Origin of the sequence: Bacillus sp. DB-2 (genome assembly GCF_003315125.1) — a bacterium.
In the GTDB taxonomy this organism is placed as follows: Bacteria; Bacillota; Bacilli; order Bacillales; family Bacillaceae_G; genus Bacillus_A; species Bacillus_A mycoides.
Window position 1 is genome coordinate 23,634 of the sequence record NZ_QNRN01000011.1, and the last position, 20,952, is coordinate 44,585.

The 20,952-nt window shown below is 32.6% G+C and carries 26 protein-coding genes; 4 read left to right on the forward strand and 22 right to left on the reverse strand.

Going from position 1 to position 20,952, the window contains the following annotated elements:
• Positions 1–26 precede the first annotated feature (26 nt).
• The 4 genes from DET63_RS18800 to DET63_RS18815 form a co-directional block, all read right to left on the reverse strand.
• Complete coding sequence (locus tag DET63_RS18800; protein ID WP_181777938.1) at positions 27–1,088, reverse strand: dipeptide epimerase; 1,062 nt, start codon at positions 1,086–1,088, stop codon at positions 27–29.
• Positions 1,089–1,192: 104 nt separating this feature from the next.
• Entirely contained in the window at positions 1,193–1,519 is a 327-nt protein-coding gene (locus DET63_RS18805) for a DUF3870 domain-containing protein (protein WP_002012954.1), read from the reverse strand.
• A gap of 88 nt (positions 1,520–1,607) precedes the next feature.
• Positions 1,608–1,883: a hypothetical protein gene (locus DET63_RS18810; protein WP_113937479.1), complete on the reverse strand. Its 276-nt coding sequence runs from the start codon at positions 1,881–1,883 to the stop codon at positions 1,608–1,610.
• Complete coding sequence (locus tag DET63_RS18815) at positions 1,822–2,178, reverse strand: FtsB family cell division protein (RefSeq protein WP_002085024.1); 357 nt, start codon at positions 2,176–2,178, stop codon at positions 1,822–1,824. Before DET63_RS18815 ends, DET63_RS18810 begins: the two co-directional genes overlap by 62 nt.
• Before the next feature lie 288 nt (positions 2,179–2,466).
• On the opposite strand from DET63_RS18815, the gene DET63_RS18820 reads away from it, so the two are divergent.
• Positions 2,467–3,393, forward strand: a complete 927-nt coding sequence (locus tag DET63_RS18820) for an aldo/keto reductase (RefSeq protein ID WP_113937480.1) — start codon at positions 2,467–2,469, stop codon at positions 3,391–3,393.
• Positions 3,394–3,441: 48 nt separating this feature from the next.
• On the opposite strand, the gene DET63_RS18825 is transcribed toward DET63_RS18820, so the two are convergent.
• The 8 genes from DET63_RS18825 to DET63_RS18860 all read right to left on the reverse strand — a co-directional run bounded on the left by DET63_RS18825 (position 3,442) and on the right by DET63_RS18860 (position 8,269).
• Positions 3,442–4,038 (reverse strand): DJ-1/PfpI family protein, encoded by a 597-nt coding sequence (locus DET63_RS18825; RefSeq protein WP_113937481.1) that lies wholly within the window; start codon positions 4,036–4,038, stop codon positions 3,442–3,444.
• Entirely contained in the window at positions 4,035–4,526 is a 492-nt protein-coding gene (locus DET63_RS18830) for an ankyrin repeat domain-containing protein (RefSeq protein WP_113937482.1), read from the reverse strand. The genes DET63_RS18825 and DET63_RS18830 overlap by 4 nt, the downstream gene beginning before the upstream one ends.
• 385 nt (positions 4,527–4,911) lie before the next feature.
• On the reverse strand, positions 4,912–5,142 hold the full coding sequence (locus DET63_RS18835; protein WP_000789035.1) for a hypothetical protein: 231 nt from the start codon (positions 5,140–5,142) through the stop codon (positions 4,912–4,914).
• 166 nt (positions 5,143–5,308) lie between these two features.
• Positions 5,309–5,809, reverse strand: coding sequence for a transglycosylase SLT domain-containing protein (locus DET63_RS18840; protein ID WP_113937483.1), 501 nt, complete (start codon positions 5,807–5,809; stop codon positions 5,309–5,311).
• Between the two features lie 209 nt (positions 5,810–6,018).
• A complete protein-coding gene (locus tag DET63_RS30965) occupies positions 6,019–6,234 on the reverse strand; it encodes a hypothetical protein (protein ID WP_113937484.1) in 216 nt (71 codons plus the stop codon).
• 194 nt (positions 6,235–6,428) lie between these two features.
• Positions 6,429–6,692: a hypothetical protein gene (locus DET63_RS18850; protein WP_002142115.1), complete on the reverse strand. Its 264-nt coding sequence runs from the start codon at positions 6,690–6,692 to the stop codon at positions 6,429–6,431.
• Positions 6,693–6,834: 142 nt separating this feature from the next.
• On the reverse strand, positions 6,835–7,395 hold the full coding sequence (locus DET63_RS18855) for an AAA family ATPase (protein WP_113937485.1): 561 nt from the start codon (positions 7,393–7,395) through the stop codon (positions 6,835–6,837).
• Between the two features lie 112 nt (positions 7,396–7,507).
• Complete coding sequence (locus DET63_RS18860) at positions 7,508–8,269, reverse strand: class I SAM-dependent methyltransferase (protein ID WP_113937486.1); 762 nt, start codon at positions 8,267–8,269, stop codon at positions 7,508–7,510.
• 203 nt (positions 8,270–8,472) lie between these two features.
• On the opposite strand from DET63_RS18860, the gene DET63_RS18865 reads away from it, so the two are divergent.
• Complete coding sequence (locus tag DET63_RS18865; protein WP_113937487.1) at positions 8,473–8,751, forward strand: hypothetical protein; 279 nt, start codon at positions 8,473–8,475, stop codon at positions 8,749–8,751.
• Positions 8,752–8,829: 78 nt separating this feature from the next.
• Here DET63_RS18865 and DET63_RS18870 read toward each other — a convergent pair whose 3' ends face one another.
• The 3 genes from DET63_RS18870 to DET63_RS18880 form a co-directional block, all read right to left on the reverse strand.
• Positions 8,830–10,626, reverse strand: coding sequence for a Xaa-Pro dipeptidyl-peptidase (locus tag DET63_RS18870; RefSeq protein WP_113937488.1), 1,797 nt, complete (start codon positions 10,624–10,626; stop codon positions 8,830–8,832).
• A 136-nt stretch (positions 10,627–10,762) separates the two neighbouring features.
• Positions 10,763–12,139, reverse strand: a complete 1,377-nt coding sequence (locus tag DET63_RS18875; protein ID WP_113937489.1) for a sensor histidine kinase — start codon at positions 12,137–12,139, stop codon at positions 10,763–10,765.
• Positions 12,132–12,779, reverse strand: a complete 648-nt coding sequence (locus DET63_RS18880) for a response regulator transcription factor (protein ID WP_113937490.1) — start codon at positions 12,777–12,779, stop codon at positions 12,132–12,134. Before DET63_RS18880 ends, DET63_RS18875 begins: the two co-directional genes overlap by 8 nt.
• A 121-nt stretch (positions 12,780–12,900) precedes the next feature.
• Here DET63_RS18880 and DET63_RS18885 point away from each other — a divergent pair, with 121 nt between their 5' ends.
• Positions 12,901–13,317: a hypothetical protein gene (locus tag DET63_RS18885; RefSeq protein WP_113937491.1), complete on the forward strand. Its 417-nt coding sequence runs from the start codon at positions 12,901–12,903 to the stop codon at positions 13,315–13,317.
• A 42-nt stretch (positions 13,318–13,359) separates the two neighbouring features.
• Here the strand turns inward: DET63_RS18885 and DET63_RS18890 are convergent, their stop codons facing one another.
• The 6 genes from DET63_RS18890 to DET63_RS18915 form a co-directional block, all read right to left on the reverse strand.
• The gene (locus DET63_RS18890) at positions 13,360–13,809 is read right to left on the reverse strand and encodes a GNAT family N-acetyltransferase (RefSeq protein ID WP_113937492.1); all 450 of its coding nucleotides are present in this window, start codon (positions 13,807–13,809) and stop codon (positions 13,360–13,362) included.
• A 29-nt stretch (positions 13,810–13,838) separates the two neighbouring features.
• Positions 13,839–14,861 carry a phosphotransferase gene (locus DET63_RS18895; RefSeq protein WP_113937493.1) on the reverse strand — a complete coding sequence of 341 codons (1,023 nt, stop codon included), beginning with the start codon at positions 14,859–14,861 and terminating at the stop codon, positions 13,839–13,841.
• A gap of 88 nt (positions 14,862–14,949) precedes the next feature.
• The gene (locus DET63_RS18900; protein WP_113937494.1) at positions 14,950–15,624 is read right to left on the reverse strand and encodes an HAD family hydrolase; all 675 of its coding nucleotides are present in this window, start codon (positions 15,622–15,624) and stop codon (positions 14,950–14,952) included.
• Between the two features lie 29 nt (positions 15,625–15,653).
• On the reverse strand, positions 15,654–16,355 hold the full coding sequence (locus DET63_RS18905; protein ID WP_113937495.1) for a 5'-methylthioadenosine/adenosylhomocysteine nucleosidase: 702 nt from the start codon (positions 16,353–16,355) through the stop codon (positions 15,654–15,656).
• A gap of 13 nt (positions 16,356–16,368) precedes the next feature.
• On the reverse strand, positions 16,369–17,994 hold the full coding sequence (locus tag DET63_RS18910; protein ID WP_113937496.1) for a M3 family metallopeptidase: 1,626 nt from the start codon (positions 17,992–17,994) through the stop codon (positions 16,369–16,371).
• 210 nt (positions 17,995–18,204) lie between these two features.
• Entirely contained in the window at positions 18,205–18,573 is a 369-nt protein-coding gene (locus DET63_RS18915; protein WP_113937497.1) for a DUF3888 domain-containing protein, read from the reverse strand.
• Positions 18,574–18,858: 285 nt separating this feature from the next.
• Here DET63_RS18915 and DET63_RS18920 point away from each other — a divergent pair, with 285 nt between their 5' ends.
• Positions 18,859–19,446 carry a GNAT family N-acetyltransferase gene (locus DET63_RS18920; RefSeq protein WP_002084997.1) on the forward strand — a complete coding sequence of 196 codons (588 nt, stop codon included), beginning with the start codon at positions 18,859–18,861 and terminating at the stop codon, positions 19,444–19,446.
• A 216-nt stretch (positions 19,447–19,662) separates the two neighbouring features.
• Here the strand turns inward: DET63_RS18920 and DET63_RS18925 are convergent, their stop codons facing one another.
• Complete coding sequence (locus DET63_RS18925; protein WP_113937498.1) at positions 19,663–20,931, reverse strand: helix-turn-helix domain-containing protein; 1,269 nt, start codon at positions 20,929–20,931, stop codon at positions 19,663–19,665.
• Between the last annotated feature and the right edge of the window lie 21 nt (positions 20,932–20,952).

The following is a 20,952-nucleotide window of genomic DNA, read 5'->3' on the forward strand; positions in this document are numbered from 1 at the left end:
AAAAGATAGTTTACTAGGTACTACTTCTAAGATTGTATATTCACTACAGAATGCAGGTTTACCTTTGGACCATTGTAAGTCATTCCTTCCGGGTCTTCCATTAACCATAACGGTGCATCAAGATCAAAGTAATGAATGTTCGGATGTGCCGCAGCTAAATGGGCAACAGCACTAACTGAAAGTGAAGATTCCATCATACTTCCAACCATACATTTCACACCTGCTGCTTCCGCAATATCTGCAATTTTCCAGGCTTCTCGTATGCCGCCGCATTTCATTAATTTAATATTAAGTAGGTCTGCATATCCTCCTTGGACAATCTTTAATGCGTCGCTTGCCGAAAACATACTTTCATCTGCCATAATAGGCGTTTGTACATTGTCCTTCACGTACTTTAATCCTTCCCAATCTTTCGCATGAACTGGTTGTTCTACAAATTCTATATTTAAATTTCTATTCTCCATTTCTCTAATAATAGAAACCGCTTCTTTTGGATTCCATCCTTGATTTGCATCTAAACGTAACGTCGTATTCTTTGGTACTACATTTCGAATTGCCTCTATGCGTTCTAAATCTAAATGTGCCTCTTTACCCACCTTAATTTTTAATGTTTGGAATCCCTTTTCGATATGCTTTTTCGCTTCTTTTGCCATTAATAAAGGCTCATCCACACTTACTGTAATATCAGTATAAATCTCTTTCTTCCCACCTAATAATGCATATAACGGTATGTTGTGAAATCGACAATATACATCGTATAAAGCCATATCTACCGCCGCTTTCGCACTTGTATTTCCTATACAGCTCATTTGAATGTGTAACAATAACGTTTGAAATTGTAGCACATCTTTATCAACTAATACGGAGCGAATTGGCCCTAATATTGCTTCCTCAATCCCGTTGGTAAAATCACCTGTAATAACCGGTGTTGCTGCAGCAGCTCCTTTTCCAACAATCCCTTCATCTGTATGAATAAACACATCTATACTTTCGATTTCCGTTACAGTGCGAAGCGCAGTTTTAAACGGTGTATGAAGCTTTACATGTCGGCGGTTTACCTTCACATCGGTAATTTTCATTTTGTTCATCCTTTCATTGTTTATAGAGTGATACTTTAATCCCCGGGTGGCTTTTCCGTTAATGCGAAACAAAAAAATCCAGCCATAAGAAGATTCTTACGGCTGGATTTTGTCTATGAATGTGTAGACAAAGCAGCGATCTGATTATATTTTTTCTGTGCATCCTTTAGCGCTACAAGTAGCGCCTTTTGAGACGAACCGAAGTATCGATTTTTTATTTCTGTTACTAATGCTGGGTCATTAATATTTTTATGTAGAAACAAATATTTAACAAATTGAGATGTTAATGCAATTGTGGCTGAGCAATCTGCATCTACAATTTCCCCTGTATCCTTCTCAAGTACAAATGCTACAAAATAACTTTTGAACTTTTCGGTAATGGGATTATTTTGAGGTGCTTTCGCATCCCCTACGACGTAAATTGTATTTGAAGCGTACACAGCTATCTTCCTTTCTTATACGAGGATAACGGTTTTCTTAACAGACGTATAAGCTGTTAACTCAACGTTGATTAAAAAATGTATCCGCTTACCTTGTATTATATACAATTGACAGAATTTTAACAATATTTATTTTGACATATATTCCATAATTATGAAAATCTCTTGAAACAATTAAAATTGGCTCAAACTTCTCATTTTTACAATATGTCATTGCTCCTTGTACCATGACATTCACACTACAAACAACTTTTCCCTCATACATCAAAAAACAGTTAGCTATCGCTAACTGTTCCACCACTTCACTTTGGCAATACGAATATTGTTTCGTTTGACTTAGAAAATTGATACTCTTTTCTAGCAAACTTTAAAATCTCTTCTTCATTATCGGTTAAATTCTCAATGTTAGTCTTTAAAGAACCTTGATCTTTCTTTAAAGAAACTAATTGTTTCTTTTGATTTGTTATAGTATTTTTTTTGCCATTAATTACTTCTTGTTGTTTCGTTAAAATATATTGAACGTACAAAGTAGTCGCAGCAATAAAAATGAACATGAAAATAAAACGCCTTAACTTCTTCTTATTTATAGTTCGCTTGTCGTTAGGCTGTGATAGTTGCTCTGGTATATTAGGAACATTGACTCTTTTGAGTTTCCTCATTTTCAAATCCCCCTAACCCATATTTTCTCACTACCATAGGCACGATCTCTTACTAACTTAAATTCTATTCTTATAAAATAACCTCCTTCACAAAAAAATCTCACAAATTAACCAATTAGAGATAGCGTTCGACGACATCTCTGTATTTAAAATGAGAATTTTTATTTATGCTGCTATAAAATAGTAGTTTATGTTATTCTTTTTCCCCAATTGTAGAAAATATTTTTACACATATAAATTCTAGTTTTGCATACCGATGTTATAACATGCTTACAAGGAGGGAAAATGATGCACTACCGTACATTAGGTAAAACTGGAATTACTGTTTCTGAAATTGGCTTTGGAGCGTGGGCGATTGGCGGCGATGAATGGGGTCCTGTTAACGACACACAATCTATAACCGCTATGAAGAAAGCCATTGAATGCGGCGTAAACTTTATTGATACTGCTGATGTATACGGATTAGGACATAGTGAAAGGTTAGTAACTCAAGCGATAAGAGAGCACCGTAATAATATCGTTTTATCAACGAAAGGCGGTTTAATTGGGCATCACTATGATCCAAGTGGAGAGCCTGTTTATAATACTGCCGAAAAAGTGATCGCAGTATTTGAAACTAGCTTACTACGCCTAGAAACAGATTATATTGATGTTTATTTCTGTCACATTTGGTGGGATAAACAAGAAGAAACAGAAGCATTTTTACGAGCATTTGAAATATTAAAACGGGACGGAAAAGTAAGAGCTGTTGGTGTTTCAACTCACGACATACAATATATAAAACACTTCAATAAAAATGATGAAATTGATGTTGTGCAACTTGATTACAACATATTAAACCGAAAACCAGAAAACGACATACTGCCCTACCTACAGGAGAACAATTTAGGAGCTGTTATACGCGGCCCTTTAAAAATGGGGATATTAACTGGAAAGTTTACAAATAAAACAACTTTTCTTGACGGAGATTTACGCCAAGAATGGCCAAAAGAAAAGTGGTTTCAAGATGATTTACAAAAAGTAGAGAAACTACGATTACTCTCAAATGAAAATCAAACCTTAGGGCAACTTGCACTTCGTTATGTCCTCACTCATCCAGCGATATCGGTCGCAATTCCTGGCGCAAAAACAGAAAAACAAGCGAAAGAAAATGCAGACTCGTCTATCCGCCCGATTCTTACAGATGAGGAATTAGCGCATATTCAGTCAATATAAAACAAGACGAGCAGCTGGAAATATCCAACTGCTCATCTTGTTTTATTTTTAATATTGTAAATCAATATCATATTCCATTCTCTTCGCTGTTTCTTCAGCAACCTCAGCACCCAACAAATTTTTCACAATATGAAATGACATATTAATTCCGGCTGAAATTCCACCAGACGTAATAATATGCCCCTCATCTACAAACTTTACATTCTCTAATACTTCCACATTCGGAAAATCATTTCTAAAACTTTCAATACTTGCCCAATGTGTTGTCGCTTTGAAGCCATCGAGTAATCCAACTTTCGCAAGTAAAAGCGCACCGGTACAAACAGAAGTCATTAACTTTACTTCTTTCATTTGCTCGCGGATCCAATTTGTTATTATTTCATTTTTCATTTCGTTTTCTCTAACACCTAACCCACCAGGAATAATTAAAATATCAACTGGAGGCAAGTTTTCGATACTATAGTCCGGTTGTACCTTTAATCCATTTCTCGCTGTAATCATTTCTCCATCTTGACTAACAGTATGAACTGTAAATGGTTGACCTTCACTTGTTGCTGTAACGGAAAAAACTTCAAATGGACCCGCAAAATCTAACACTTCCACTTCATTAAAAAGAAAAACCCCTACATTCCATTGGCTAATCATAAGCTCACTTCCTCTTGCAAATGATGTAATAGGGATTCATGCTCTTTTTCTAAAGCAATATCATATGCGGTTTTCCCATCATTTTTCTTAATCATTTTATTAGCACCATTTTCAAGAAGTAATATAATGATTTCTTCATTTCCTAATAACGCTGCTTCATGAAGTCCTGTCCAGCCACCACTTTGCACAGCATTCACATCTGATCCCTTTTCAATTAAGAAAGCTACAAGCTCGCTTTGCTTATTCGCAATTGCTGCTTGAAGAGGTGTATTTTCATTTTCGTTTTTTGCTCTAATATGTATTTCTGCTCCCTGTTCTAAAAGGAAACTTGCAATTTCTTTCTGTCCAAAATAAGCAGCTAAGTGAAGCGGTGTCCATCCATCTTCACTAAATGAGTTAACAAAACTTGGATCCGTATTAATGATTTCTACTACCTTTTCTTTTTCCCCGCTTATGACTGCTTGTGATATTGATATGATTTGTTCCATAATGAACCTCCATGTATAGAAATATTAAGTACCCCTTAATAAATTCCATTAATAATCACATGTTCCTTTCTAAATAATTAAGTTTACATAATAATATTATTTTTATAATTCGTTATCCTAATAAAAAAACAACCGACTCTAATGAGTGGATTGTTTTTTAGTTTCATTTTTATAATCGTTTTAAAAAAATATCGTTTTCACTTACAACTAATAAACATTATTAAAAATGAAATGAAATTATATATTTAGCAGCCATGAACTCTTTACATATCAAAACCGGCTATTTACTTAAATTAATAGTTTTTTATCATTTGAAAATAAAAATGGAATTTATCCTTACATTTGAAAAATACGTATATAGCAAGAATCTATAGCAGTACTCTTATCATACTAATCTATAACAATTCTGCCTTCTTCCCTTACCTGTATCCTTTAAAACATAAGACTTTAAAACGAGTGCTGTTAGTGAATCTGTTAATGTTTTATATGATAAATTTGAAAGAGCTAATAGATCGTTCGTATATAACATTCTATGCTTCTCTAATAATAATAGTACTAATCGTTCTGACGGTTTTAATGTTTCATCACTTTCTAGTATAAAATCTATATTTTTCATATTCCTACTTCTTACTCCTTATATAAAAAAATGATTTTAGTAGTTATTTAATATAAAAATACTACATAACAAATTTGAAGATATATCGAAATAACATAACGCCCAAACACTTTTATACTATAACATAAAAAAGACATTTCCCCAAATTGAAAATGCCTTTTTATATCTACTTCTCTTTTTTATATAATTGATATGATTGTTCTAGCCCTTTATTATATTTCGTATTATTATCTGTCCATTCTCCCCCTAAGTTTCCTGGCCACCCTGATGTATTAGCAACATATTTAAGCAACTCCCAATCCTGCAATCCTTTTTTCACACCACGTTCATACGATTTGACCATACTTGAAATTGCTATCGTTGTATTTATACGCGAATCCACTAAACTCTCTTCCGATAATTGCACTGGTGCTAATCCACCACGATGTAATTGGAATAATCCAAAAGATGTTCCGTTATCTCCTATTGCTTTTCGGTTAAATTTTGTTTCATGATCCGCAATTGATAATGGTATCCAATCTGGAATATCATACCTCTTTGCAACTTCACTAATTACTTGCTTATTATTTTTAATCTCTTTCTGCTTTTCATAGTTAATATAAATTACATAACTTAAAGTAACTAACGTAAATAATATGAATATATATTGTAGTGCCTTTTTCATCATTTCATCTCCTGCTTTGTATATGTTTCACTTTCTATATACACTATAAGACTTTTATGTGACATTCATTTGACGAAATAATATTAATTATACATAAGCAGTTACAGTTTTAACTATCAATCTAAAAACTACAATTCTTCTAAAAGACTCCTTCAACACAGAAAAACAATCAGCCTTTCATGTATAGTACCTGAAAGGCTGATTGTTTTTCACTACACTTTTTTATGTATACAGTATATCCCCACTATTATAAGACAAATTGAAATTATAGATAAAGTTGTACCATGAATTTCATAAAATGCAGTAAAGAATTTCCCGCTTAGTCTATCCCAAATTTCTAATGAACCCGCGTAAATTGCGGAAGTTATATATGTAAGGCCAAATAGGAGAACTCCCGAAAGAACATAGGTTGTTCCAATATTTTTCATTAATAGCTCACCTCTATTAATTTTATTTGTGAATAAAACAAAAAAGACCTTTATACGTTAAAGATCTTTTCCATCTTATTTTTGTTACAAAAAACGCCAGAATCTAAAACAAAAACTCACTTCAGGATACGTATCTCCATATACAAATTAAAGACTATAAGGTTACCAGCGTCTTCTCGATTATCATTTTTACATTAAATGTTTCTTGCAATATGCGGTTTGCTGTAATGACTCGTTCCACCGCCACCTACTACTACTTTACCACCTTTTTCGAAGATTAATAATTTACTTGAACCATCTGAAAGTAAAACTATTACTTCAGCATGATCACTTGTAGCTACATAGATTACATAACCACTTTTTGAAATACAAGTTTCCCAATTCTCATCAAATTCTGATCTCACTACTCGATTTGAATACACTTGATTTTCAATTCTTCCTTGTTCTTCGTTTTCCAAGTTTATTCCTCCCACTTCTCTAAAGTGTCATTTATAGTAAAATAACAGCCCATTTAAAATAGTGACTGACTTTAACATAAATAGTATATGTAGTTAGTAGGAGAATGCTTGGACAATGAAAACGTAACAGCATTTAAGTATTTTACAATCGGAATTTTCCCTTAATCATTACAGCTACTTCTTTAGCATTCAAATGAGTATTATTAATTTTTATGTACTCTTTTTTTTCAATTTCATCATGAAATGAATTTAATCTATGTTTTTTCATCGTTTCTTTTAAATTTTTTTCAGACCATTCAATGTCTCTTTTTTTCGGTTTATGCTCTAGTCTATGTGGACTTTTATTTCGCTCTAATCTTTCATCTAATTCTGCCTCGAGCTCTACAAAATATACTGCTGCGCCTTTTGATTCAAAAATACTTACTACATGGTTTATGTACTCCCAATCCGATTGAATGTCAAATGCCCATACATATGTAAAAATCATTCCGTATAAATCACTTTTAGACACTTCTTCAAATATTTCATTACGAAACAAACTTACTAATCTTTTTGCTTCCTTTGTACTGTAATCAAAAAACGGACTTACTAAATCAATGGTCATGTGATTATGAAAAATTTTCAAATCTGTTAGTTTCGCTAATTCTTGTCCGACTGTCATTTTCCCGACTGCTTGCGGGCCAAATATTAAGATGAATTTCATTTGTTTTCCTCCGATCTTTCTCTATAAACAATGAAATAAAACATATCCTAAAATTGAAAATAAGGCAGTCGATGTTGTGTCGATTGCCTTATTTTCATGAATAGTTCCTATATTATTCCTTTCGTACAGCTTCAAAAGTAATAATTTGTTCTGCATTTGACGGTTGCTTTTCATAAACATAGTCAGCAGAGCAAGTAATGTCAGTGAAACCTATACTTTCTAAAAGGAGCTTAAACTCTTCTATTCCATACCACCGCATTGCAAAACGTTGTAGTTCAGTTTGTACTAACTGTCCTTTACTCCATTTTTCATATTTTAAATATGATACAGTTACTTGGTTAAGCCAATCTATTTCAATTGATTTATTTTCTAATGTAATTCCGTCCCCGCTTGGCAGAGAAAAAGTCGATGTATGAATCTCACCCGTCTTCCAGTCATATGGAAGCGCAAGATCTACAATTAAACGCCCGCCTAGATTAAGATGTCGATAAAAACATTTCAGAGCATTTATAGAATCATCACGATTTTCAATTAAACAAAAGGATCCAGTAGGAATTATTATCGCTTCATATTTATGTGGCAGTGAAAATTGTTGTAAGCTTCCTTCATATAAATTAGGATGCAAGCCTCTCTCTTTACACCGCATACGGCAAGAGTCTAGCATTTCAGGCGAATAATCTATCCCATCAACTTTAAAGCCAGATTCAAGAAATGGAATAATGACACGTCCCGATCCTACTGCTGCTTCGAGAATTCTCCCTTTACAACTTTTTAAACGATCTTGATAATATTCAATATCACCATTCAAAGAGTAACCGACAGGTTTTGTGAAATCATATAATTCCGTACAAAGTGTACTATAATAACTAAACATTTATTTTCTCCTCCGTTTTATGTGTACGGAAGATTCTAATTTACTTAATCTTTCCGTACCTCAAATTTTAATGAGAATTCGAAAGAGCTGACTGTCATAATATATCACTCGCTTTCCATAGAATATAATCATATTGTATAATATTCCCTTAAAAATGAACATATAGAAACCAAAATTCAGACTTATACCGAAAGGAGGATATGATGAATTCATTAATTGGATTTGTTTTTCTTCTTATCATATTTAATACACTGATTTTCTTTATAGCAAAGCAGTATAAACGAATATGGAAAATAGCCAGTGGTATTTTCATTCTTTCTTCCCCCATTGTTTTCTTTGCCACTATGCACGTAATTGGAGAAAAAGTAGGAGATGGATTAGCTGGAGGTTTTGCCGCTTTTACCTTTAGTGGCCTTTTAATCATTAATGCAATTTTTTTATTTGTTGTAAATATTATTATATCTACCAATAGAAATGCATAATACACTCCCTATGCTTGTAGACATTTCTATTTCAAAATTTAAAGAGCTTACTATAGTAAGCTCTTCATCAAAAACTATTTATTTCACAATCGGCAATGTCACTTCACTCAATTTCACAGTTAGCTTCGTTCCTGCTTTCGGTCTAATTGTATAATCGTAATCACTTGCGATTAAAACGATTCCCATTTGATGCCCTGCTTTAAATACGTAATCATCTGGCTGCATGTCCCATGTAAATGTGTAATCTTTACCAGGTTGAATCGCTGTTGAATTTTCTATACTATTTAAGTTTTGCGGATCCATCCAACCTCTCGTTACAATTTCAGGCCTCGCTCCGCCATAATCAACGAGTAAAGCTGTTAAATTCGAAACAGATCGATCAATATTTCCTGTTATTGAAATTTTAGGCGTACCACTTATTCGCATATCTTTTTGCAGTATAGGCATTGTATATACTAATCGATTCGCTATTTCTAACTCAGGGTTTTCTACTAGTTGATTTGACTTTATTTTAGCATCATCTACTAATGAGAAAACATTGTTTACTGATCCCATACTTAATGGTAGATTGACTGCTTTATTACTTAAATACATACGGACTTTTGATGGTACAGCTGCTGGATCTGGCCAATTTTTTATTTTTTGCCACGATTTATTTTCACGTTGTACATCTACCATCGGTTCATCCATAATTCCATTTTCAATTCCATATAACCAATAATCGAACCATTTATTTTGGGTTTGTTGCCAGTTATTACTTGATGTTCCGCCATGTCCACCTTGATGTAACCACATTTTACGAGGAACATTATTTTTGCCAAGAGCTTCCCACCACTGTGCGAACTGCTTCGTTTTTACATTCCAATCATTTAAACCGTGAACAACAAACACACTAGCCTTCACATTCTTAACATCTTTTACATAGTTACGTTTATCCCAAAAATCGTTATAATCGCCTGTTTTACGATCTTGTCCAGCTGTTAGTTCTTTAATAATTTGCCCGCAAACTTCAGGGTTCTTTCTTGTCAGTACTGCTTCTGCCATATTATCTGTATCTTCTCCTTGATAACCACCCGGCGCAATAACCGCCCCATTTGCACGATAATAATCATACCAGCTACTAATCGCTGCGATTGGAATAATTGTTTTTAACCCTTCCACTCCTGTCGTTGCGACAGCATTCGGTAACGTACCATTATAAGAAACTCCTGTCATTCCTACATTTCCCGAAGACCAATTTGCATTTACTTCCTTACCATCCTCTGTATATGCTTTCGCACGTCCATTTACCCAATCAATGACAGACTTAGTCCCTAATATTTCTTGCTCATCTCCAGTGGTCGGACATCCATCTGATTTCCCAGTTCCGATACTTTCACCTAAAATGACTGCATATCCTCTTGGAACGTAATAATTTCCGTATGAACCAAGATTAACAGCTCCATACGGTTTTCCTCCATATGCATTCAATTCTTCATCAACACTATAAACAGGAACATCTTTCAATCCAGATCGATATGGGCTCATTTCATAAATAACAGGGACTTTCACATCTGGATTTGTCTTTGGGCGCATAACCTTTACTGATACACGATCTTTTTTACCATCTCGATCACTATCAACTTCTGTCTCTACAAATAAATTTTCTACGATGGCCTCATCAAGTGAATAGATTGGCTTCGTCATCCCATTTTCTAATTCAATTTTTGTGTTTGGAGTTAAAGCTTCTGAGACTTGACCATTTAACTTAATATCACTCCCTTTTACAGAGCTCCCTTCCTTATTTTCCGCATGTGCAGTCATACTAGAAACTCCTGAAGTAATTGTTAAAGATAATATAGCTGAAAGTGTTATTGCTAATTTCTTTTTCCTCATGCCCTTCCCTCCCCATATATTCCTTCTTTTACTATACAATAAAAATGCAGAAAATTCAGTTTATTTTTCATAGAAAGTTGAGAAATTTGTAAAAAATTCGAATCTTTCAAGATAATAGAAAAGGAACTAATGACAATTAGTTCCTTTCTATATACATATAAAATTGTATTTCTCCATCTTCTACCGAAACTCCGTATTCAAAACCATGTCTTTCTAATATACTTTTTACAATCGCTAATCCTAATCCAGTACCTGATTTTTCTTTGCTACGTGAAGACTCTAATACGTAAAAAGGCTCCCAAATTTTATCTATCTCTTTACTGCCCTCAGCAGCAATACCATTTTGAATTTGAAAATACACAATGCCATTTTTCTCTTCTAATATGATTTTTATATTTTGATTCGTTGTATATTTTATCGCATTAGAAATTAAATTTTGAAAGACCATTCTCATTTTATTTAAATCAGCATAAACAATCGTGTCACCAACACTATAGTTCACTTGCAACTTGATTTCTTTCGACTCCAGTTCAATCTTATGCTTATCTATTATACTTTGTACTAGTGGTTCAATAGGGAATTCTTCTTTTTGTAAAATATCTCTTTCTAGTTTAGAGAATCGCAATAACTCTTCAATTAAATTTGAAATTTGATCTGTTTGTTTAATGATTGTATCAACATATGTGCCATCATCTAAACCGTCTTTTATTCCCATAGAATATGCTTTTACTAATGCGATTGGTGTTTTTAATTCATGAGTTACATCGCCCATAAATCGTTTTAAGTGGTCATTTCGATCTGTTAAATCTTGATGTGCTTCATGTAATTTATCACTCATAATGTTTATACTATTTGCTAAATCACCTATTTCATCATTTGTTTTAACTTTCGTCCGTTTAAATTTCAGACGTGAAATATCTTCTGCGACATCACTCAATTCATTCAGTGGTGTAGTGATTGTTTTTGAAAAAATCCAGACGAGCACGATAATAAGAAATAGTGAGAATCCCAAAATGTATAAATAAAATGAGTTAAGCGTGTTAATTACTTCATTGGAATGTGCGATAGAAACTCCTACTAAAATCAACATATCATCTTTCGCAATGTATTTCGCAAAAAAACTAGATTTTATCTTTTCTTGATCATATATTTTATTCGATTGTCCGAGGTTCTTCACTTTCGTAATTTCTTCTTTTGTAATCCAAAGTTTATTCAATGCAACTCTCTTTTTTGTAAGTTGCATGCGTAATTCTTCATTAATAGCATCTTCTGAACTATTTATTGATGTATACGCAATCGTAACATTACCTTCATTTTCAATACGATTTATAGCATCATCCAGCTCTTTACGCGGTATTGACTGGATTTGCGCTGTAATGCCTTCTAAGCTTTCGCGTGTTTTGTGCACATTATATTTTGGTAAAAAATAGTTAATTAATAATAAAGAGATGGCAAAAATAAGGATGACTGTTAAAGAGATGCTGAAAAATAACTTTTTACCGAGTTTATTCACACTCTTCCTCCAAACTGTATCCTAAACCGCGATGTGTCTTTATAATATTTTCTCCTATTTTTTTACGTAATCTTCTTACATGCGTATCAACCGTTCGCTCTTCCCCAAAATAATCAAATCCCCAGACTATATCTAACAACTTTTTCCTCGTTAAAATCGTGCCTTTATGATTTAAAAAGCACTTTATTAATTGTAATTCTGTCTTTGTAATGTCTAATTCTTTCTCATTTTTATATACTTTATTTTTGGTGAAATCTATTTTTAAATCTTGAACTTGAATAACCTCTTCATGCTGTACAAGCTTTTTCGCTCGCGTAATTAGCACTCCTGGGTGAAATGGTTTTTTCACATACTCATCTGCCCCACTTTGAAGAGCTGCTAATTCATCTTCACTTTCACTTTTCGCAGTAAGCATTAATACTTTTACACTCGAATTCTTTTTTATTTCCTGACAGACAGCAATACCACTACTTTTCGGCATCATCCAGTCTAAAATAGCTAAGTCAATTTTCTCATCATAAAATATTTGAAGTGCTTCCTCTCCATCCTTTGCTAATAAAACTTCGAAGCCTTCTTTTTCAAAATACGCTTTTAAAATTTTCAGCATATCTTGTTCATCATCTGCGATTAATACTTTCATTACATTTCCTCCATTACTTATAAACAAATATCAATTTTATCATACAACTTCTTTGTTACATCAATGTGACATAAAAATATTTACAACGTTTGAGGGTATAGTAAGTGTGAGGTGTTGTTTCATGTTCAAAAAAATAGGAGTCATTACTCTTCTCTTCTTTTTATTATCAACAAATGCGTTCGCAAATACAAATAAACAAATTGAAGTATTTGATTGTAAAAAAGAAATGGTCGTTCAAAAACAATCTTTAGATCCAGCTATTCAAAAAGAAGCTGTTCAATATGCTAAATCCATTACTGGCCCGTTCAAAAACTTAAACGTCGTTCCGAAAGATGGACATATGATAAAAATCCCATTATCGAAACCTGTTCCTATTACAAATCAATGGTTACATACAACAATTGATGAAGTACTCATCCTTCTCCCACTTAACGAAAAACCTTACATTATGCTTTACGATGATGAAAATAATCCGCATTTTTATTATGTAAAAGGTAATCCGAAGGGTTTATTGAAACAAATGAATGTTAAGATGTAATTGCATAAGAAAGGTTCCATACGCAATGAGCATGGAACCTTTCTACAATATTATATAGTGACTCGAACCTTTATAATATTCTCCTTTTACAAATCCATTTGCGCTATAAAACTCATCACCTTGCTTTGTATCCGAATGTAGAACAACAACGTGAAAATACTTTTCCGCATGTCTTAATAGTTTCTTTAATAACAACTTCCCTAATCCGATGCGCCGATAATCCTTTGAAATATAAAATCTCCTCAATCGGCCAATCTTATTATCTTTCGTATACGGATCTTGATTTAATCCACCGATTCCAATTAACGTATCACCTCGAAAAATGCCATATAAACATTCGCCCGTTTTACTAAATGTATTTCTTTTACTTTCATATTCATTTATTAGTTTTATTAAGAAGTTAAATCCTTCTTTTGTACTTTCTTCGATAAGATGATTGATCTCATATTTTAGTAAATCTTCAATTTTCTTAATTTGTATATCTTGTAGCATAATTACCTACTCTTTCTATCGAAATCATTTCAAACTTCTTCTTTATCATTATTTAACCAATTAACCACTTTAAGAATTGTATCTGCATAGAAATTAATATCATGTATTGTTTCTACTACTTGAATCGTTCCTAATTTCTGTTCTTCTTCGTCTGTACATTCAATTCGTAACGAGCGTTTTAAATTATATTCAAGCCATCCTAGCCTTCCTAAAAATCCAGCTGCTAATACTATTTTCCAGTTCGCGTGTAGTTCACCATATTTATTTTTATAGCCACTAATAAAAGAGGAGAATCTTTGTTTTTCAAGTTCATCTTGTTCATTTTTTGACCAGTAAATTGCGGTTTCAATTAAATCTTGCATTGGATTTATATAACCTGCTGATTCCCAATCAATAAGCACTGGTTTATTATTATTCCACATTACATTTTTAGGATCTAAATCTCTATGACTTATTACCTTTGATTTTGAAAGCATTTCGGATGATTCAATTGCTGCTGCGTTCCACTTTTTAAGAATTTCATTGTTTTTTAGGAATAAGTCACCCCATTCCAACTGATCTTCTTTACCTCTTAGCAAATAATAATTCCAATCGATTAATTGGTCATTATCCAACCCATCATTGGTTATATCTAACTCCCCAAAATCCGTTTTATGTATTTCCGCAAGGATTTCACCTATTTTTTCGCAGTGGACATTATTTATTTCATCGTCTTTCAGCCTTTCGCCTTCTATCCAATCAAATATGAGATAAAACTGATCATTTATTTTTTGTATAGAATCACCTTTAATTTCTTTGGCTGGGAGAGCTGGTACCTTTTTAGATACGCGAGTAGCTATTTTCTCTGAATTAATATAGTTTTGCATCGCCTTTGGTCTAAGCATTATTTGAGGATTTAGAAGTTTTATCGCATACTTTCCTTTTGTTGTTTCAATAACATACATCCGATGTAAAAGCCCACCACATATAGATTTTGGAACATTCAACATCTCGCCAAGTAAAGAATTTTTGCATATACCTTCAAAGTCTAAGTAATATTTGATACTATCCATTTTTCCACCTACTTTTCTATGTAATAATTACAAAACAAAAATGCCCTAAAATATATTATTTTGAGCATTCATTTGTCTGTTCACTTATTCAATTTGTAGTGTAAGAATTCTTCAATTCTGGTAATATCCCCTTCAGTTCCATTAAATCATCAATTACTAAATCAGCATGAGCAAGTTCATCTTCTTGTGCAAAATCAAAATTACATCCAATCGCAATTAAACCATTATCTTTTGCCGCATTAATATCGGATAAACGATCTCCAACTACCGCTGCCTCTTTTATATCATATTTTTTCAAAATACTTTTTACTAAGTCACTTTTATTAAGCGATTGAATTTGTTCAATACTAAACGTTTCAGTAACCCATTGGTCTAAATCATAATAAGATACGATTGCCTGTAAATATTCCGTTAAACCGTTACTAGCAATGTAAATGGAACAGTTATTTTCTTTTATAAAACTAAAAACTTCCTTTACATTCGAATATAAGGCACCATTTCCGCTCTTTATATTTTCAATTAGTCTTTCTAAAAAATATGCATCTGTTTGTTCCCTTACTTCATTAGAATGATTAGGTAATAAAGCTTCCCAAACTTTAGGTAAAGGTACACCCATAATTTCACGATATTTATCAATTGGTGTTATCGTATCCCATAATTGTAGTGACCGTAAATGATCAAATGTATCATCTAGTGATAACTCTAAAACTTTATCTGTTTGAAATAAAGTTCCATCCATATCGAAAATTAGTGCTTGTAACATGATATTCTCTCCCATTCTTTACTTATGAACTACAATACAGCTTTACTCGAAATATTTTTAAGCATCTCAACAATAATTTCTGAACAATAATTCGCTGCAATTTTCGCAAAGTCATCATATGAAACTTGCGCTGAATCATCTGCACTGTCAGAAATGCATCTCAAAACGAGAAACGGTATGTCATTTATATAAGCAACATGTCCAATTGCTGCTCCTTCCATTTCTGTACAATGAGGTGCATATTCAGTGACTAATTGCTCCTTTAATTTTGAATCCTCGACGAAGCATTCTCCGCTGACGATTCTTCCTTCATGAACAGTAATATTTAAACTACTACTATTAACAGCTTTTCGGGCTAAATCTCTTAATTCCTCACTTGCATGAAAAGCTTCTTGAAACGGAAATAGATTCTTCATTTGATGTTTATTAACATCATGATGCGTAACATTTGTAGAAATAACTAAATCGCCAATTTTCACATCCGGATGTAATCCACCCGCAACACCTGTATTAATGATAGAATCCACATCAAATTTATTAATTAAAATTTGTGTACATGCGGCAGCATTTACCTTTCCTACACCACATCGCGTAATAATAATTTCTGTATCCATGAAGTTTCCTTTATAAAAAGGTATTCCCGCAATAGTATATTCCTCTTTAATGATTAGTTTTTCTAATAGTAAGTCTATTTCCATTTGCATTGCTCCGATAATGCCGATTCTGTTCATGTATGTAGTCCCCTTAATTAATTTGCAAATATTCATCAATATCTTTATGAATTTGCATAAAAGCTTTATTCCAAAATTCATACTCCGTTAGATCAATATCAAAATGTTTTTTCATCAATTCTTCAACTGTGGCCTTTCCTGTTTCTCGTAAAAACTCTTTATACCTCAAATGAAATGCATTTTTATTTTTATTTTCCTTTGCTATTTCAATTAAGCTAAAACTCGCTAAATACCCAAATGTGTATGGATAATTGTAAAAAGGAACATCTGCTATATAAAACTGAACGTATTTCATCCAAACAAACGGTTGATATTCTGTTAGTGCATTCCCGTATGCCTTTTCTTGCGCGGCTATAGATAATTTCTCAATTTCATCAGCACTTAAAGGACCTTCCTTGCATTCTTCATAAAACTTCTTCTCAAACTGAAACGATGCACGAATTGCCATAACATAATTAAAACTATTTCTTATTTTCCAGCTAAGCAATGACTTTTTCATCTCTACACAATCTGTTGTTTGAATTAAATAATTCATGATTACCGTTTCAAAGAAAATAGACGCTGATTCAGCTGTACTCATTGGCAGATAATCATCTAAAAATGTTGTAGATTGTTCAAGACTCATAACATAAAAATGCCAAGCGTGTCCTAGTTCATGAGCAAGTACTCTTACACTATCAATTGTTCCATCATAACGAAGTGAAATGCGAGATTCTTTTTCACTGAAAAAAGGAGCACAAAATCCACCCGGTGGTTTATTATCTCTCGGTTCAGCATCGATCCAGCCATTCGCTATTGCATTCTGTGCGAACTGTGCCAATTCTTCATCTATATTTTTTAGTGCATCATATATGTTTTTTACTGCTACTGAAAAAGGAATAACAGTCTCATTACTTTCTTTCCATGTCATTAGCTCGTACCATGTAATTGAATTCTTTCCTTTTTTATAACCGTTTAACGCAATTACTAGCTTCGTAAGATTTTGTTCCGTTGCATTCCACATCTGGGATAATGCAGTTTCAGAGATGCCATTTGCTTGTAGTGATTGTTTTAAAATCTCTGTTCCTTCCATTTCATCACTTTTAGCATGACGTAATCTTCCTATTTGATTCAATACAGTAGCAAAGATATCTTTTTCCTTATTCAAAGCATTTGTAAGAGAATCAAATACTATTAATCTTTCATTATGATCATCACTATTCATCACAACGTAATTTGCTTGTCCAAATGATAAAGTCTCTTTATCGTGTATTACTTCTATTTTATTTCGTAATTGTGTATACATATCTTCCCAAGCTTTTAATTCATTTTCTATTAGTTTAATACTTGAATGATTTGTATTAACACTTTGTCCCTTACTAGATTCTATTAATAGTTGAACTTCTTTCTTTAATTGATTTACTTTTACACTTAGTAAAGTATTTTCAGGATGCTTCTCATCTTCAGCAGCACGGCAATATAAGTAATACTCTGCTTTTTCGATAGCCTGTATAAGTTGTGAAAGGATTACTGAGTCTTTTGTTGCTTTATATTCAATTTTTAATCTTTCTATCGTTTCTATAGAAAACGTGAAGTTTTGTTCTTGAGGATATAGCCTGTCCAAATCCCATTGAGATTGGGCTTGTATTATTTTATTCATTTTGCACCCTCCTTTTTTTACAAATAGTTACAAAAATCTACTCTTTTCACTATTATATATGAACTATCAAAATTTTAATATCTTGAAATGTTCAAACTTATATGAATGTAATTTGATATTTCATTTTCTATTTCTTCCTATTTATATAAGTTGTAAGTATTACTACTTCTACTAGGGAATTTCTAGGTTCGTATAGACTACACTGTTTATTTACTCTTTCTTTTGTTTGAAGTTTATAACTTTCACTCCACTTGGATTAATGTTATAAGTAATTGTTACAACATGATTTGGTGGGTTATGGGCGTTTGTATAAGTTCGATACTTTGCAACGACAATGAAGTTAAAAGTGTATTTGGGGGATCGGTCAATTTTTATAACCTTCACATCAGTTAAACTATACTGATGCGAAGGTCCAAGTTTGCTTTGAATCGTTCGACTTGCATACGGAGCCAATAAAGTGTTATAGGAATCATAAAAATCTTTATCAGATATGTTAGCTGCGTTTCCTTCTTTCGGAGATGCAAATATGACCATTATTAGAATCCCGTAAATTATTAGGGATAGTTTACTCTTTAGCATGAGATTCACTCCAGGCTTATTAGATGATAAACTTTAGGATGCTCTAAAAAATAATGACTATTCTCTTTATGTTATTCTTAGCTTATTAAGCATCAAATAAATCAGAGCTTTTACTTGCGAGTCAATATTTTTAATAACATTTATGCTAGCTCGAATGACTGGAACTGATTTTTAAATATATTTCAAACAAATTGAAAAAAATACCACCCTAACGATATCTAAAGATGCTGGCTTTTACTGAGTATATATAGAATTTAAACATAGTAGAAAGTGAGAGAATAACTTATGACAACTCATATTGTACAATCAACCGACTATAATCAAGCATCTGATGCATTACGACGCGAAATTGCTGTAATGCTACAGCAGGTTTGGCCAGATTTCGATTCCACGCCTAAGGAAACAATTTCAGAAACTCACCTTAAAGAATTTAATGTACGCTCATTTTATTCCTACATAGATGGAAAGTTAGTCAGCTATGCAGGTGTAGTGCGCAAAACTATCCATCATAATGGGCAAATATTTAATATAGCCGGACTTAGTTGTGTAGCGACTGATCCAGATTATCATGGGCAAGGCTTAGGTTTACAAACAGTTGCTGCAGCTACTGAATGGATTGAAAAACAAAGCAATATAGATTTCGGTATATTCACATGTAAACCATCTTTAGCTCACTTTTATAATCGCGCTGGTTCCTGGCCTGTTTTACCGGATATAGTGCTTATTGGTAGAGAAGATGAAGATGCTTTATCTAGTGAATCCTTAGAAGTTGTTGTTTTAATGCGTTTGTTTTCAAAGAAAGCGAACTTCCATAAATCAATGTTGTGCCATACCACTATCAATCTTGATTTTCCAGTTGGCCAGTTTCTATAATACAGATAAACAAAAGCCAATTTCCATACGTTAAGGACATTGGCTTTTTCTTTTTTATTTTGCTTCGCATATGCAATTCACATTAGCGGTTCTTTCCATACAGAACCGCTAATGCGGGATAAAAAAAGTTTCTCCCTAAGGGCGTTAAAACACGTACTCTTTAGGATAACCCCTAATAATTTATAAACTAAGAAAACATATTACTGAAACCCTGTTTTAATCCATTTTATTTTCAGCTGATATTTTAAAATACTTTGCAGATAATTTATAGGAACGATTCTCATAATAATAATCTCCTAATTTATAAGCTAATTCAGTAACCAAGCTATATTGCTGTTTTTCTATCCCCATCTCAATTGCTGTTTTCATATTCTTCTCATATCCATTATAATCTGTCCATATTTTAGATTTTTCCGCTTTAAATCCATATAGTTGAACATGGGCATACGGTACATCACAAATCGATAAAATTTCAAATGCCTCATCTATAAGTTTAGTTACTGTTTGCCAATCTTTTAATTCTATATAAATTTCTATTAAATTCCGAATTGTATATACCTTACCTTCTTTGTTTGGTAAATACTCACAAAGAATCAAGTTTTCCTTGTAACACTTTATTGCATTTTTATAATCTTTTAATGCTTGATAAATTTTCCCGTAATTATATTTCAAAAAACATAAATTCAATGGCTCATTTTCCACCTTTGATTCATTTTCTACTTGTTTTAAAATTTCATATGCTTGTTCATACTGTTTATCTTTGTTATATTGCATCGCAAGAAGTATTAGCGCATAAATTTTATATTGTTCTATATTAAACTTTTTATACAATTTATATGCTTTTTTTGCATATATGCGACTAATACTTTGATCTTTATTAAGATTCTGACTTACTATACTTAGATTGTAATACGTATCTGCGTGCAACTCTGTCTCTTCTAGTTCCAGCATATTTTCTATCTTTTTGTAAACTTCATATGCTGTAAAATATTCACCTTTATTAGAAAAATAAAGACCTCGAGCTCTTAAGTAATAAATATAATCCTCAGTATCTTGCATTTCCACCTGACTTGGAATCATTTGCGAAGCTTGATCTACAAATAACTTCACATATAATAAGTTTTTATTTCGGACATGATAGTATATGATGACGCCATACGTCTTTAGTAATAAAGGAATTGCGTCCACTTCACGAACGTATAATTCTAACAAAGATAATTCAGCTTCAGTTATAATTTTATCTTTTTTATATTTATTACATATTTCAAGAATAGTAAGCTTTATCTCCTCGTAATTGCCATCTATGAGAAAATCGCAATCAACACCCAGCTTCTTAGAAACTTGTTTTAAAAAAGAAGATGATGGTTTGATTTTCCCACTCTCAATTCTACTTAAATATGTTACTGAGCATATTTCTGATACGAGCTCCCCCTGTGTCAATCCTTTATGCATACGAACTTGCCGAATACGTTCCCCAATTTCCATCTTTTTCTCTCCCTAATTAAC